At 44.1% G+C, this 15,181-nt stretch carries 13 protein-coding genes; 3 read left to right on the top strand and 10 right to left on the bottom strand.

Translation table 11 applies throughout. From position 1 onward, the window contains the following. Nucleotides 1–640: 640 nt before the first annotated feature. Together rne and HC643_RS28705 are read left to right on the top strand one after the other, a co-directional pair. Nucleotides 641–2,725: a ribonuclease E gene (gene rne / locus HC643_RS28700; protein WP_038075856.1), complete on the top strand. Its 2,085-nt coding sequence runs from the start codon at nucleotides 641–643 to the stop codon at nucleotides 2,723–2,725. A 29-nt stretch (nucleotides 2,726–2,754) separates the two neighbouring features. Next, nucleotides 2,755–3,423, top strand: a complete 669-nt coding sequence (locus HC643_RS28705; RefSeq protein WP_038075858.1) for a ribonuclease HII — start codon at nucleotides 2,755–2,757, stop codon at nucleotides 3,421–3,423. Nucleotides 3,424–3,430: 7 nt separating this feature from the next. Here HC643_RS28705 and HC643_RS28710 read toward each other — a convergent pair whose 3' ends face one another. After that, nucleotides 3,431–4,015: a DUF1997 domain-containing protein gene (locus HC643_RS28710; RefSeq protein WP_038075862.1), complete on the bottom strand. Its 585-nt coding sequence runs from the start codon at nucleotides 4,013–4,015 to the stop codon at nucleotides 3,431–3,433. Between the two features lie 257 nt (nucleotides 4,016–4,272). On the opposite strand from HC643_RS28710, the gene pheA reads away from it, so the two are divergent. After that, nucleotides 4,273–5,157, top strand: a complete 885-nt coding sequence (gene pheA / locus HC643_RS28715) for a prephenate dehydratase (protein ID WP_038075865.1) — start codon at nucleotides 4,273–4,275, stop codon at nucleotides 5,155–5,157. Between the two features lie 51 nt (nucleotides 5,158–5,208). Here the strand turns inward: pheA and HC643_RS28720 are convergent, their stop codons facing one another. The 9 genes from HC643_RS28720 to HC643_RS28760 all read right to left on the bottom strand — a co-directional run bounded on the left by HC643_RS28720 (nucleotide 5,209) and on the right by HC643_RS28760 (nucleotide 14,617). Continuing rightward, entirely contained in the window at nucleotides 5,209–5,850 is a 642-nt protein-coding gene (locus tag HC643_RS28720; protein ID WP_038075868.1) for an LON peptidase substrate-binding domain-containing protein, read from the bottom strand. Nucleotides 5,851–6,076: 226 nt separating this feature from the next. Next, the gene (gene rpsJ / locus HC643_RS28725; RefSeq protein WP_008232935.1) at nucleotides 6,077–6,394 is read right to left on the bottom strand and encodes a 30S ribosomal protein S10; all 318 of its coding nucleotides are present in this window, start codon (nucleotides 6,392–6,394) and stop codon (nucleotides 6,077–6,079) included. 159 nt (nucleotides 6,395–6,553) lie between these two features. Then, entirely contained in the window at nucleotides 6,554–7,783 is a 1,230-nt protein-coding gene (gene tuf, locus HC643_RS28730) for an elongation factor Tu (RefSeq protein ID WP_038075873.1), read from the bottom strand. A 22-nt stretch (nucleotides 7,784–7,805) separates the two neighbouring features. Next, on the bottom strand, nucleotides 7,806–9,884 hold the full coding sequence (gene fusA / locus HC643_RS28735; RefSeq protein ID WP_038075878.1) for an elongation factor G: 2,079 nt from the start codon (nucleotides 9,882–9,884) through the stop codon (nucleotides 7,806–7,808). Between the two features lie 169 nt (nucleotides 9,885–10,053). Then, nucleotides 10,054–10,524, bottom strand: a complete 471-nt coding sequence (rpsG, locus tag HC643_RS28740) for a 30S ribosomal protein S7 (RefSeq protein WP_038075881.1) — start codon at nucleotides 10,522–10,524, stop codon at nucleotides 10,054–10,056. 219 nt (nucleotides 10,525–10,743) lie between these two features. Continuing rightward, entirely contained in the window at nucleotides 10,744–11,121 is a 378-nt protein-coding gene (gene rpsL / locus HC643_RS28745) for a 30S ribosomal protein S12 (RefSeq protein WP_017746068.1), read from the bottom strand. A 188-nt stretch (nucleotides 11,122–11,309) separates the two neighbouring features. Continuing rightward, complete coding sequence (locus tag HC643_RS28750; RefSeq protein ID WP_038075883.1) at nucleotides 11,310–11,642, bottom strand: HesB/IscA family protein; 333 nt, start codon at nucleotides 11,640–11,642, stop codon at nucleotides 11,310–11,312. A 287-nt stretch (nucleotides 11,643–11,929) separates the two neighbouring features. Continuing rightward, on the bottom strand, nucleotides 11,930–12,361 hold the full coding sequence (locus HC643_RS28755; protein WP_038075886.1) for a phosphomannose isomerase type II C-terminal cupin domain: 432 nt from the start codon (nucleotides 12,359–12,361) through the stop codon (nucleotides 11,930–11,932). Between the two features lie 261 nt (nucleotides 12,362–12,622). Further along, nucleotides 12,623–14,617 (bottom strand): phosphodiester glycosidase family protein, encoded by a 1,995-nt coding sequence (locus HC643_RS28760; RefSeq protein ID WP_038075891.1) that lies wholly within the window; start codon nucleotides 14,615–14,617, stop codon nucleotides 12,623–12,625. Nucleotides 14,618–15,181 lie beyond the last annotated feature (564 nt).

Genomic DNA, 15,181 nt, shown 5'->3' on the forward strand with positions numbered 1-15,181 from the left:
CTTGGAGAGGGCAATTTGCTAGTGGTTGCCCTCTAAATGCATATCTTGGGAATTGATTTTTGACAAGGTTGCGTTAGAATTAGAGGAAGAGAAATTTTCTGGCGCTGCATTGAGGGATCTGGTTCACTACCCTGGTACTGTTCAGGGCGTAAGAGCAAAGATGTTAGAGTGCGATATTTAGGATTTTATGGGCGTGAAAAACCGCTATCTGATTCATGAAACACTCTCCTTGATAGCTAGAATCTCGATCCAGCAATCAACAACAAGCACCGTAGGCTTCTCTAACTCTATAATTTTTAAAACTACTTTGAGTGCTCGAGCCTTAAGTGGTAAGAGACCTGCATCAAAAATTAACCGGGGACGGGTGCTTAAATTTGCTTAAATAGTATGCAGCCGTTCTAGAATAATCAAAAAAGCCAAGTGCGTTGGGAAGGCGCGTCATCGGGCGGCAATGCTCCCTTGAATATAGTGCCATTGAGTTTCCCAACTTGAAGCAACTAGCGCTTATTGGAAGCGGAAGTTTGAGCAAAGAATCGCAATTTTTATTACAAGCTGCACTGACTCAGGCTTGCTGGGGCTTTTCAAGAACAATAAACCCCAAAGTCTGTTTGTGCCGCCGAGAATTGAGGAACATAATTGAATGCCAAAACAAATTATCATAGCAGAACAGCATCAGATTGCTGCTGTATTTTCTGAAGATCAAATACAAGAACTTGTTGTAGCTACAGGTCATCACCAAATTGGTGATATATATTTGGGTGTAGTTGAAAATGTATTACCTGGGATAGATGCTGCGTTTGTCAATATAGGAGATCCGGAACGGAACGGTTTTATTCACGTAACTGACTTGGGACCCCTACGGCTCAAGCGTACAGCCGCAGCAATCACAGAATTGTTAGTGCCACAGCAAAAAGTGTTGGTTCAAGTGATGAAAGAACCAACAGGAACCAAAGGACCGAGACTGACGGGAAATATTACCTTACCCGGACGTTATGTAGTGCTGATGCCCTACGGGCGGGGTGTAAATTTATCACGGCGAATAAAGAGCGAAACCGAACGCAACCGCTTGCGTGCTTTAGCAATTTTAATTAAGCCCGCAGGTATGGGTCTGCTCGTTCGTACCGAAGCAGAAGGTAAGCCGGAAGAAGCAATCATAGAAGATTTAGAATTACTGCAAAAGCAGTGGGAAGCCATTCAGCAAGAAGCGCAATCAACTCGTGCGCCAGCACTGCTAAATAGAGATGATGACTTTATCCAACGCGTACTGCGCGATATGTACGGTGCGGATGTCAACCGGATTGTGGTTGATTCGAGCACGGGTTTAAAGCGAGTGAAGCAGTACTTGCAAAACTGGAGTGGCGGACAAACTCCACAAGGGTTGTTAATCGACCATCACCGCGATCGCACTGCTATATTAGAGTACTTCCGCATTAATGCTGCTATTAAAGAAGCCCTCAAACCTAGAGTAGATCTACCTTCTGGCGGATATATTATTATTGAACCAACAGAAGCATTAACGGTGATAGATGTCAACTCCGGATCGTTCACGCGATCGGCAACAGCTAGAGAAACCGTTTTGTGGACTAACTGTGAAGCAGCAGCAGAAATTGCTCGCCAACTCCGCTTGCGAAACGTTGCTGGCGTGATAGTCGTTGATTTTATTGATATGGAATCGCGACGCGACCAACTACAAGTTTTGGAACACTTCAACAAAGCACTCAAAGCAGACAAAGCCCGTCCCCAAATTGCCCAACTCACCGAATTGGGCTTGGTGGAACTGACTCGCAAGCGCCAAGGTCAAAACATTTACGAATTGTTTGGCAAAACCTGTCCAACTTGTGGCGGTTTGGGACATGTTGTCCATCTCCCTGGCGAAACTGAAAGCCGTTTACCAACATCACCAGCAGAATTACCAGACCGATTTGCTCCTCTGTCTAATAGAGAGCAACCCCGATTGGCGCAAACAACCAGAGTCCCCGAACCCCGAGAAAGTAATTACGACGGGTATGGAGAACCATCATCCTATGAAACAAGTGGCGAGTTGTCTTCTCTCAATTTAGATCATCATCCCAGCTACCGGGAAATAGGTGAAGATAGAATCAAGCGCCGTATCCGTCGCAACCGCCAGCAAGGGCTGAATGGAGGAAATGGCAAAGAAGAAAACCGGACAATCGGTAGCCCATCACTTTCTTTCGATCAAGACTTCGATCTTGATGACGAACCGGAAATTGGAAGCGTATCAGAAATTCCCTTACCCGTTCCTAAAGGAGCATGGGGCGACAGACCCGAACGGACTAAAATTACCAGGATAGAACCTGTCAAACCAGTGGTAGAACCACCTGAGATTGTCACAGTAGAAATGTCTTCTCCAGAACAGGAAGTTTTTGCTTACACGGGTGCGTCTCCACTGCTGAAATTGAATCGTGAAGTCAAAAATCCCAAGGCAGTTATTATTAACGTTACCCTTCCCGGTCAAAATTCAACAGCAACAGTTACGGAATCAAGTTCTGTAGATGAAGAAGAAGAATCAACCCCGTTACCTATTAGCGAACCACCAACAATCACTCAAACCATAGTTGAGCCAGTGGTAATTCGCAAACCTGTAGAAGCAGAAACAACGGTTGATGAGCCAGTCGTTTCTGAAGCAGTAGATAACTCTGAAGCAAGTGGTAGCATAAGCGGGCGTCGCCGTCGTCGCCGTTCCTCTTCTGTAGACTCCGATTGATTCATCTACCTGGCTCGATCGACCAACTTATGATAGACATAGAGCAAAATGCCGCTTCTTCCAAATTGCCAGCGCCTTTACAAGAAACAAGGTGGTTGGAGTTTTCCACGCTGTTAAATGTTCAAAAACCTATTGCAGGCGTAGATGAAGTAGGTCGAGGTGCTCTATTTGGTCCTGTGGTAGCAGCAGCTGTGATATTACCCAATTTGGCTTTGCCTCATCTTGTGGCTGCTAATATTAAGGACAGTAAAAAGCTGTCTGGTAATCAAAGACGATTGCTCGCCCAACAGATCTGTGAGTTGGCAGTAGACTGGAAAATAGGATTTGCATCCACCGCAGAAATTGACCGGATAAACATTTTGCAGGCAACACTGTTGGCGATGAAGCGGGCTGTGCTGAAATTGAAAATACAGCCTGCTTTATGCTTGATTGATGGCAATCAGTTAGTGAATGATTTACCACTGCCACAACAAACAATAGTTAAAGGTGATGAGTGCTCTTTAGCTATAGCTTCTGCCAGCATTGTTGCCAAAGTTTGGCGCGACGACTTGGTGTTACGACTTGCTTCTAAATATCCCATGTACGATTTAGAACGCAACAAGGGATACGGTAGCCAAAAGCATTTAATGGCATTGCGCCAGTATGGTCCTTCGCTTTTACACCGCAAGTCTTTCCGTCCCTGCCAGAATAATTCGTAATTCGTAATTATTCTGTCACCATCGGTAAGTCTGCGCTTTCGGTTGTCAGGGGTGTTTGCCGTGTTTGTGATAAAGCCCATTGGCGGTAATCGGCTAGTAACTGATACTGCAATCTTTGCTTTATAGTTAGCAAAACACTCTTCAACAATCCATTGCCCGTTGCTTCTAGGATGGCTTTAGGTGTAAAGGAAAATGGAGGTGGTAATTCCACTTGGACTTCTAAATCGGCTCTTCCTTGGAGGTAGGTGCCAGTATTTAGTTGTTCTGGTGCTAAATATCCTTTTAAGTTTAAAGAAAACCGTTGGTTGATATATTCAATACCGAGAATTTCACAACCTACCGATCGCACGCAAATTGTTCCATTTGATTCCGCCGTGACTTTTAAGTCCACAGTGGGCTGAATGCTTAGTGTCATAAAACTTAGAGGACGCAATTTCAGACGAAAGACTTCCTCAGACAGCTGCTGAATGCGATTGGGGTCAAACAATGCCCTAACTAATCGTTGGGGCTGGCGCAAATAGTGTTGAATCGGAATAGGCTGAGCCGGAATTGCGATCGCAACCAATTGAGATGCAGTAAACCGAGTAGGCATGAGAGTATTTAAAAACTTGTTAATTAATTGTAATAGTTTTTAACTTTCTTTGTGTTTTTGTGCAAAAAAACTGAGAGATGTCCTTAATTGTAGGACTTTCGGTCATCAGAAAACAAGATAAAAGTAGTAATGGAGAGCCAAATATAAAATTTATGGCAGCTTTGATAGAAATGGGATATAAAGACCTGTATAAGGAAAAGGTTCTGATGTATTATTAAGAACCTATAAATGTATCTCATTGCGCTACAAAAAACTTCATGACCTTATCGATCGCACATTTAGGACCTCCTGGCACTTATGCGGAACAAGCAGCAATTCTTTATTACAACTGGCTGACTCAAATCTCAGCCCAGAAAGCCATTCTATGTCCGTATCCCAGTATTGCCCAAACATTGCGAGCTGTTGCACAAGGACAGACAAAACTGGCTGTGGTCCCGGTGGAAAATTCTATCGAAGGTAGTGTGACTATGACGTTAGATGCACTATGGCAACTTGATGGTCTGCAAGTTCAGCTAGCTTTAGTCATGCCAATAGTCCATACATTAATTTCTTGTGCTCAAAGTATGGAAGATCTTAAAACCGTTTACTCTCATCCACAAGCCCTAGCACAATGTCAGAGATGGTTGGATAGAGTTCTACCAAAAGTACAATTAATTCCAACAAATTCTACAACAGAAGCATTACTGCAACTCGATCGAGACACAACAGCCGCCGCCATTTCTTCTCAACGTGCAGCACAACTCTATAATTTACCCGTGCTAGCAACTGGGATTAATGATTACCCGGAAAATTGCACTCGATTTTGGGTGATCGGCAAAAATTACATCCCATTTGCCCGCCCTTCTCATTTAGAACGAGCCAGTCACACCTCGCTTGCTTTTAGTACTCCTGCAAATGTACCCGGCGCACTAGCAAAACCACTACAAGTGTTTGCCAGTATAGGAATTAACTTAAGCAAAATTGAATCTCGTCCTACAAAGCGATCGTTAGGAGAATATTTATTTTTTATCGACTTAGAAGCAGATTTATCCGAACCTCAAGTCGAGTCTGCCTTGGCAGAGATAGCGTCTTATACAGAGATCTTAAAAATCTTTGGCAGCTATAATGTTTTGCCAATTCAAGAGTTAGTGGTTAGCTGTTAGTTGTTTATTATCACTACTAGCTACTAACCACTAACAACCAACCAATAACTATTAATTAAAAGTATCTTTGAGAACAGTACGGGCTGCTAAATGATTGCGAGTGGAAGTCAAAATTTCTGATTCTCTTTGCAAACGCTCTGCCGTATCTTGAAGCTCTAACAATGCTTGCTGCTCGGCGGCAACACCATAAAGGTTGCTTGCAATCCAGTAAGATAGCTCTATAGGTAAGTCTGGCAAATCATCAGGTAACTCGATGTTTTGGTCTGTCAGTTTTGCTGACAACCTGACTACATCTCGCAGCAGTTGTTCTACGTCAGTTGCTAAAGGTCTTAAATCTTTTACAGGGGGTTTGTCTTCAATCCACTCGACCAAACCTACCCGGTAGGGCTTTTCTCTGACATACTTGAGAAGACGAAACCTCTGTTGCCCTAACGTTAACATCTTCATCCGATCGTCAGGCATGCGCTGATAGTGAATGATTTCCGCACAGCAACCAACATTAGCGATCGTACCTCTTACCGGATCGACCATCAAAACACCAAACCTGCGATCGCTCTCCAGAATCGTGTTCATCATAATTCTGTAGCGAAATTCAAAGATATGCAGGGGTAATGGTCTAGTAGGGAACAAAACTACTTCTGGCAACGGGAACAGAGGTAGTTCGCAAACAGCAATTTTAGAAGTTGATGTCATGTTTCCTATGTATAAATTTTTCAGTCTTAAATATTTATTTTTCTTTACTTTTCCCCTACTTTCTCATATTCTATCATTTCGACCTTAAAGCAAATAAAAAACCCTGAAAAAATCTTTCTCAGGGCTTTGTTATTTTTTATACATGATTGCGAGTTAGTAGTTGGTAGTTAGTGGTTAGAAATACAAGTGGGTGAGCTGTGCCTACCAACTAACAACTAACTAATAACTATAATTTCACTTCAATATCCACACCAGAAGGAAGATCCAGTTTCATCAAAGCATCGATAGTCTTGGAAGAAGGCTGATAAATGTCAATGATTCGGCGATGGGTGCGGGTTTCAAAATGTTCGCGTGAATCTTTATCTACGTGGGGAGAACGCAACACACAGTAGATACGGCGTTTTGTAGGAAGAGGAATCGGTCCGATAGCTGTCGCATTGGTGCGGTTAGCTGTGTCTACAATCTTCTCGCAAGATGTGTCCAGCAAGCGACGGTCAAAAGCTTGTAAACGAATTCTAATCTTTTGCTGCTGTAGTGTTGCCATTTTTAATTGTCCAGGTTCTGATTGGGTTGGTTAGTGGTTGGTGGTTAGTGGTTAGTAGAACAATTCACAACTAACAACTAACCACTAACAATAAAGCGTGAAAAAAGCAGAGATGTATTATACCATCTCTGCTCCTTTTTTAGTTAAGGTGCAAAGGTACTATTTGAGGATCTTAGAAACAACACCAGCACCGATGGTACGACCACCTTCACGAATAGCGAAGCGCATTCCTTGCTCGATCGCGATGGCGTTGATGAGTTCTACACTCACTTTGATACGGTCACCGGGCATAACCATTTCTGCTTCACTGCCATCATCACTGGTGAAAGCTTTGATGGTGCCGGTTACGTCTGTTGTCCGCACGTAGAACTGAGGGCGGTAGCCAGCGAAGAAGGGTGTTTTGCGACCACCTTCTTTTTCTGTCAATACGTACACTTCACCTTCAAATTGGGTGTGTGGAGTGATAGAACCGGGCTTAGCAATTACCATTCCCCGTTCAATATCATTTTTTTGGATACCGCGCAGTAGTATTCCGGCGTTATCCCCAGCCATACCTTCTTCAAGACTCTTCTTGAACATCTCGATACCGGTAACGGTGGTGCTGCGAGTTGGTTTGATACCAACAAGTTCCACGTTATCGCCGATTTTGACTTTACCCCGTTCAATACGTCCGGTAGCTACTGTACCGCGACCCGTGATGGAGAACACGTCTTCTACTGCCATCAGGAAGGGCTTATCAACATCGCGCTCTGGGGTGGGGATGTAGGAGTCTACAGCATCCATCAGTGAGTATATTTTATCTACCCACTTGTCATCGCCCCGTTGTGTTTTGGGGTTAGCAGTCATTTTTTCCAGCGCTTGCAAGCCAGAACCGATGACAACGGGAATATCATCGCCAGGGAATTGGTAGCTAGAGAGAAGTTCGCGGACTTCCAATTCTACCAGTTCCAAAAGTTCTGCGTCGTCCACCATGTCTTCTTTATTCAAGAAAACAACCAAGCTGGGTACACCCACCTGTCTTGCCAAGAGGATGTGTTCGCGGGTTTGAGGCATGGGTCCGTCAGCTGCGGAAACCACTAGAATGGCACCATCCATCTGAGCAGCACCGGTGATCATGTTTTTCACATAGTCAGCGTGTCCGGGACAGTCTACGTGAGCATAGTGCCGATTTGCGGTTTCATACTCTACGTGAGCGGTGTTGATGGTAATACCCCGTGCCTTTTCTTCTGGAGCAGCATCAATTTCATCGTACTTTCTTGCTTGTGCCTGACCCAGAGCTGACAAGGTCATGGTGATAGCTGCTGTTAAAGTGGTTTTACCGTGGTCAACGTGACCGATAGTACCGATGTTGACGTGGGGTTTATTCCTTTCAAACTTTGCGCGTGCCATGAATGCTAATTTCCTTTACTAATTAAGCGTTCCCTTTGCTTTTAGCGATGATTGCCTCAGCTACGTTGCGAGGTACTTCTTCATAGTTGCTAAATTCCATTGAGAAGATGCCCCGACCTTGAGTCTTAGACCGGATGTCAGTAGCGTAGCCAAACATCTCTGACAGTGGTACTTTGGCAGTGACTTTAGCAAGCCCTGCTTCAGATCCCATGCCCTCAATTTGTCCGCGACGGGAATTGAGGTCGCCCATTACATCCCCAAGGAAGTTTTCGGGAACTTCTACCTCAACTTTCATCATAGGCTCTAACAGAATGGGTGTAGCCTTCATGGCTGCTTCTTTCACTGCCATTGAACCAGCAATTTTGAAAGCCATTTCTGAAGAGTCTACTTCGTGATAAGACCCATCGACTAAGGTTGCCTTGATATCGATGAGTGGGTATCCAGCTAATATGCCAGATTCGCAGGTTTCTTTGATACCTGCTTCTACAGGGGATACGTACTCTTTAGGTACGGAACCACCTACAATCTTGGAGACAAATTCAAAACCGCTTCCGGGTTCCCCTGGCTCCAAGTCAATCACAACGTGACCGTACTGACCTTTACCACCACTTTGCCGGATGAATTTACCTTCTACTCTGGTTACGGGTTTGCGAATGGTTTCGCGGTAAGCAACCTGTGGCGCACCAACGTTTGCTTCCACTTTGAATTCGCGTAACATCCTGTCTACCAGAATTTCGAGGTGAAGCTCGCCCATCCCTGCAATCACGGTTTGGTTGGTTTCCGGATTCACGCTCACGCGGAAGGTGGGGTCTTCTTCCGAGAGAGATTGTAGAGCCTTGGACAATTTGTCCATGTCGTTCTTGGTTTTGGGTTCAACCGCCACCGAGATAACAGGCTCGGGAATGTATAGGGATTCGAGAATGACTGGCGAACCTTCATCACATAGCGTGTCACCTGTCAAGGTATCTTTCAATCCCAATGCAGCTCCCAAATCGCCGGCTCTGAGTTCGTCAACATCCAATCGGTCGTCTGCTTTTAATACCACCAACCGGGAAATCCGTTCTTTCTTTCCTTTGGTAGCATTGAGAACGTAACTGCCCTTCTTCAGAACACCAGAATATACGCGAACGAATGTTAGACGACCGTATGGGTCTGCCATAATCTTGAAAGCCAGCGCTGATAGAGGTTCATTGTCGTCAGCACGGCGTTCAACAGTTTCACCAGAAGATACTGTACCTTGGATTGGCGGTACATCAATTGGCGCGGGTAGGTAGTCTACCACTGCATCCAACAGCAACTGTACGCCTTTGTTTTTGAATGCGGAACCACAAAGCATGGGCACGATCGTACCTGCATTTGTTCCTTTCCGCAGTGCTATGCGAATTTCTTCTTCGGTCAGTTCTTCGCCCTCGAAGTACTTGTTCATCAGCGCGTCGTCAGTTTCTGCGACTGCTTCAATCAACTTGGTGCGGTACTCTTCTACTTGAGCCGCCATATCTTCGGGAATCGCTGTTTCCTGAATATCGGTTCCTTGGTCGTTGTTGTAGATGTATGCGCTCATCTTCACCAAGTCAACGATTCCTTTGAAATCGCTTTCACTGCCTATGGGTAACTGAATGGCAATAGCATTTGCCCGCAGGCGATCGCGTACTTGATCGTAAACTTTATAGAAGCTTGCGCCCGTGCGATCCATCTTGTTAACAAACACGATGCGAGGCACTTTGTAGCGGTCTGCTTGACGCCATACAGTTTCTGTTTGGGGTTGTACGCCACCTACAGAACATAGCACTGTAATAACACCATCTAGCACCCGCATGGACCGCTCTACTTCTATAGTGAAGTCTACGTGTCCGGGAGTATCAATAATGTTAATTTGATGGTTTTTCCAACTGGTACTGATAGCAGCAGCAGTAATAGTAATTCCCCGCTCTCTCTCCTGTTCCATCCAGTCGGTTACAGCGGTTCCTTCGTGAACTTCACCAATCTTATGAATTATCCCAGAGTAAAATAATATTCTCTCTGTTGTTGTGGTTTTGCCCGCATCTATATGCGCCGCAATACCTATGTTGCGTACCTTCTCTAGCGGGTGGTTACGTGCCACAGCTGCCTCCTATAGTTTTCGCCTCATGATATCTTGTATATTACACTTTGTTAAGATAGTATACTTCTACGGAAAACCGTCTTTTGAATTATGAATTATGAATTGTGAATTATGAAATTTTGAGTCATTCAGCCTTTTTCACCATTCATCATTCATAATTCATAATTCTTTAGTAGCGATAATGTGCAAATGCTTTATTCGCTTCTGCCATGCGGTGCGTTTCTTCCCGCTTGCGAATGGCGTTCCCGGTTTCGTTTGCTGCATCCATCAACTCGTTTGCCAGTCTACCTGCCATCGTTCGACCCGGTCTAGATCTTGAGAACTGAACCAGCCAACGTAACGCAAGAGTTGTACCTCTTTCAGAACGGACTTCCATTGGAACTTGATAGGTAGCACCACCTACACGTCGGGCTTTCACCTCTACCAATGGAGTGGCGTTTCTTACTGCTCTTTCAAAAACTTCTAATGGATCGCCTCCAGTCCGTTCTTGAATCGTTTTCATAGCATCATAAACAATGCGTGCGGCTAACGATTTTTTGCCATGACGCATAATACGTCTAATCATCATACTGATAAGACGGCTATTGTATACAGAGTCAGAAGGAACTGGACGCCTTTGAATTACACCTCTACGAGACATACTTAGTAACCTTTAGTTTCGATCTTGCAATAGGGAGTAGGGTTTATGAGGTCGGAGTTAGGGGGTTGGGGTCAGGGGTTAAAAATCGCTTCATTCCTACTCCCCAGTTCCCAATCCTCTGTCCCCAATCCCCAGTCCGCTACTTCATTCAATCTCTACATAAAGTGCCAAGTGCTGAGGAAAACGCGTGTTGCTCAGCACTCAATACTCAGCACTACTTTATGCTTTTTTAGGACGTTTCGTTCCATACTTAGAACGACCTTGTTTGCGGTCTTTGACTCCGGCTGTATCTAAGGTTCCACGAATAATGTGGTATCTCACGCCTGGTAAGTCCTTAACCCTACCGCCACGAATCATAACCACTGAGTGTTCTTGCAGGTTGTGACCAATTCCTGGAATGTAGGCTGTGACCTCAAATCCAGATGTTAATCTTACCCTCGCGACTTTGCGTAAAGCTGAGTTAGGCTTTTTGGGTGTGGTAGTGTATACTCTAGTACACACACCTCGGCGCTGAGGGCATTCCTTCAGAGCTGGGGACTTGGTTTTCTGACGCGCTTTTTCGCGTTCAGTACGTATAAGTTGCTGTATTGTTGGCATGAGTTACAGCGCGAAAAGCTGCTTTTATTCTAAGTAACAACAAATCCTGATTATAGCTTTTCTTTTGGGTTTTGTGTCAAGTTTTTTTGTCATTTGTCATTCGCCCTTTGTCCTTTGCCTCAATCAATAGCAAATGACAAATGACGAATGGCAATTTTTGTTTCACTTAGGACTCTCGATCGCAAGCCCTATTCCTTCACTATTGAGAAAGAATTACCACAACCGCAGCTAGCGCTTGCTTGAGGGTTTTGGAAGCGAAAGCCCCCACCCATCAAATCTTCTGAGTAATCTACAGTTAAACCGTCAACATATTTTTGGCTCTCAGCATCTATAACCACTTGAAGACCACTAGTGGTAACAACGCGATCGCCAAGCTTCGCTGCCTCATCAAAAGACATATCATAGTAAAACCCGGAACAACCACCGGATTTAACTGCTAGGCGAAAAAATGTGTATGACGGCTGCTGCTTTGATTTGAGTCGCTCAATTTCATTAGCAGCTGCTGAACTCAGTTGAATCATCGCGCTCCGCAATGCAATTAAAACTCATGCTACGATATTATATCAAAAATTTAGCGCTGATTTCTTCACAATATTTAGTTTGGCAAGCAATACCCACCAACCGTAGCATTCAACATACTAAAAGGACAGGCAAAGCACTGACCCACAAAACCAAAATTGGCTTGTGGCATACAGCCTTTAACCCGTCCTTAACCACTCAAGGTGAACTAACGTATTTGGTTTGGAATTTATGGATAAAAACTTTCAGCCGTTACGATAAGATAAACGGTGCTGCCGCTCGGCCAGCGCTATTTTTGATTGGAATCTGGAGTACGAGCGTAGTCGTCTTGGTATCGAACAATATCATCTTCACCTAAATACTCGCCATTTTGGACTTCAATTAATACCAAGGGAATAACACCAGGATTTTCCAAGCGATGAGCGGTACACTGAGGTACGTAAGTAGACTCGTTATTTCTCAGAAGCACTTCGCGATCGCCACAAACAACCTTAGCTGTACCGGAGACAACAATCCAGTGTTCGCTGCGATGGTGGTGCATTTGTAAGCTGAGGCGGTGTCCGGGCTTAACTTCAATACGTTTAATCTTGTATCCACGTCCTTCTTCGAGAACGGTAAAAGAACCCCAAGGACGAAGTTCTGTAGCAGCAACGCCTCTAGCACTCACAGCTGGGGGAAGGGGCAATGTATTAGCTTGTGTTGCCTCTTGAATTTGAACCATAGTTACCTCATTATTTTTTGACAGAACAAACCGTCAGTACCTGTAGAATATTGATGAAAAAAACGCAATCGATGTTTCAGATCTCTGGCAGTGACCGATTCATGCCACTTTGCCAACCATAGCAAATCAACTCTGGAAGTGTAATCAATGATTTCCGCAAAGTCACATCTCTACACGAATTCTTCATTAAAGAACATGGCGACTTATTAAAAGCTTTAAAGTGTTTGGGGACAAGGGGGGATAGGGGGTGCTCCCCACTCCCTACTTCCCCAAAAATACCCCAATTCCGTTATGAACGCGAGCTGCTGTATTGGGGGAACGATCGAGGAGTTGACCCCCCAAGTAAAGACTCGTAGAACTACCACCATCTAAATTGAGAGCATTTACACACCCCAAAAGCTGCATTAACTGCGCGTGTTCTGCTAAGGTAGGCCCAGCACCACCTGCACGATTGTGTACTGCAGCGATCGCTAAATTTCCTGTTGCTGTCGTACAAATTCCACTACGAACAGCTTTTTCTGCGATGAAAGCATCACTAAATTTTTCCCCTTTGGCATCAAGCACAATCTGACGGTTCCGCAACAATAATGGACCTGCCCCTACTATGTGGGAATAGCGGTTAAACTCAGTGGAGATGGTAGAACTCTTAATCTGGATTGTGGAATTTACTGTTAATTGTAAGGCGTTAGCTGTAGCTAACCCGCGAAAAGTGAGTAGGTACCCATCTTGAGGAATGGGAATAGCTGTTTCTCCGGCTTTACCTGCTGTTATTTGATTGAGGATTTTATTTTGTTGTACAACCAGGATGACTTCGTTATCGGTAAGGGGGGTGTAGGTTGCTCCCCATGCAGGAGTGTAACGAGCAATGCCACTCTGAACGTAGCCACTATTTAAATAGAGAATCGGTAACTCTACCTTGTTTGGTACAATTATGCTTTCTTGTAAGGTGAGGCGATCGATGTAAAACTGTCCGGAATCATTCCAAGCGATCGCACCTCGATTGAGAATCGGTCCTGACAACCACAAACTATCCCGGCGAAGTGCGCCTAAAGGCAATCGATTATTACGGTTAAAATATCCACCATTAATAGCTGCAACTGCTGTTTGTTGTTGTGCGAATTGAACCAGAGGCGCGGTTCCAATCATCGTGTCAGAATTTGTCCAAATTGGTTTCAACTTTATCCCGCTTGTACGGGGATTAATTTCCAACCACGTGACTGGAAAGCTATCTTGACCTAAACTCAAGTACTGCTGTCTCCATGTCAATCCTGTCGCCCATACAATGCGACGCTCTGGCATTGCATCGGGTCGAATTTCTATGCTTAAGCGATTGGGGTTGGCTAAAGTATTAACCCGAGGAGCAAAACCAAAGGGAACGCTAAGTCTAACTATTGTTTGGTTGTTCGCAACTTCTACTTTTTGAATTAACGAGTCTGGTGTTGGAACTCGATCTGATAATGAAGTCCTTTCTTCCCTCCCTCTCTCACTCTCTCCCTCTCTCACTGCCAATAAACTAGGATCGGCTATCCCTTCTACAGTCACTACCCATTCTCGATTTGGTGGCGAGGTGGGCTTGGGCGGTGCGGTGTCAGCGTCAAGTGTTGAAGTTGGAGACTTTGGTACGGGTAATCCCTGTGAAATTTGCCAGGGAGTTGGACGATTTAAATTTATAATGATGGTATCACCTAAAGTTTGTCTATCCTGACGAATATTCAATACCTGGGCATTTGGCGTAGAAATTACCAGAGTGTTACCATTCGCTTGTATCTTCCATCCGGCAGTATTAGCAAAGTTTGTTATGTCTAGATAGCGATATCCTGTTGTTATTACACTGGTTAAAACAACAGGGTTGGTGGATGGTGAAAACCACTGTACTGGTTGTTGGGTAGGGTTGTTATTGTTTAATAAATCGACTCCTAGTAATTGCTTGATAGCCCCATCATTCAGATGGGTGTTAAGCTTACCAGTCCGAGACTTTTGTTGCAACCAAGCCCCAGGTAAAATGCGCCCGTTAAGAGCAACTCGATCGCCATAGGAAACTACTCCCGGTAATGCAGGTGCCAAAGGTTGTGGTATTGTTTTTGGATTTGGTGCGCTTGATGTTGAAGGTTGTGCTTTGGCACTATCATATATATCTACCAGGCAAAGTAGAGTTGAAAGTACTGATGGTATTACAACCTTAAGAAAACGATCGCTACTTTTATTGAGTGCAAAACAGCAATCTCGTGTTAGGACACACCTCAGTATTCTTACCATAGTTACCAATGTATTTATGAAAACAATTTGGGCAACTCACTTCTTGAAACATCAAAAAATGATGACAAGAGTTTTGTTGTGATTGGAATGTGATATTGTATATATGGGCTTTTTATCTCTGAAAACAAGATTTTTTTTAAGAATGCGATTGTTACAAGAGTGCTATGCAATTTTTGATAATCGCAGACGTATTGGATTGCTGTAAAAAGAAGGATGAAGTATAAAGTATGAAGGATAAAGTGTACCTCACAGATGAAGTAGGGGCTAGGGATGCAGACACTGCGTGTTAAATATTTTTTTCGCAGATAAATTTAGAAATTTGTATCCATTCAACAGATGAAGCTTTTGCCCTTTATCCTTTATTCTTATTCAGAAGTCAAGCAAGTGGCAATACAAGTAGCAAAGAATAACAAATAAAAAGTCAGAAAACACAAGAGATCTGTAGGATAGGAATTGTCAAATGGGTATATAGTGTAATACGCTGATTTTGTTGCTAAATCCGAATAATATTCCCGTTAAGAGTCGTGAGATCGTATTTCACATCTGTTTCGGGTAAACCTCGCT

The organism is Tolypothrix bouteillei VB521301 (assembly GCF_000760695.4).
Taxonomy (GTDB): domain Bacteria; phylum Cyanobacteriota; class Cyanobacteriia; order Cyanobacteriales; family Nostocaceae; genus Scytonema; species Scytonema bouteillei_A.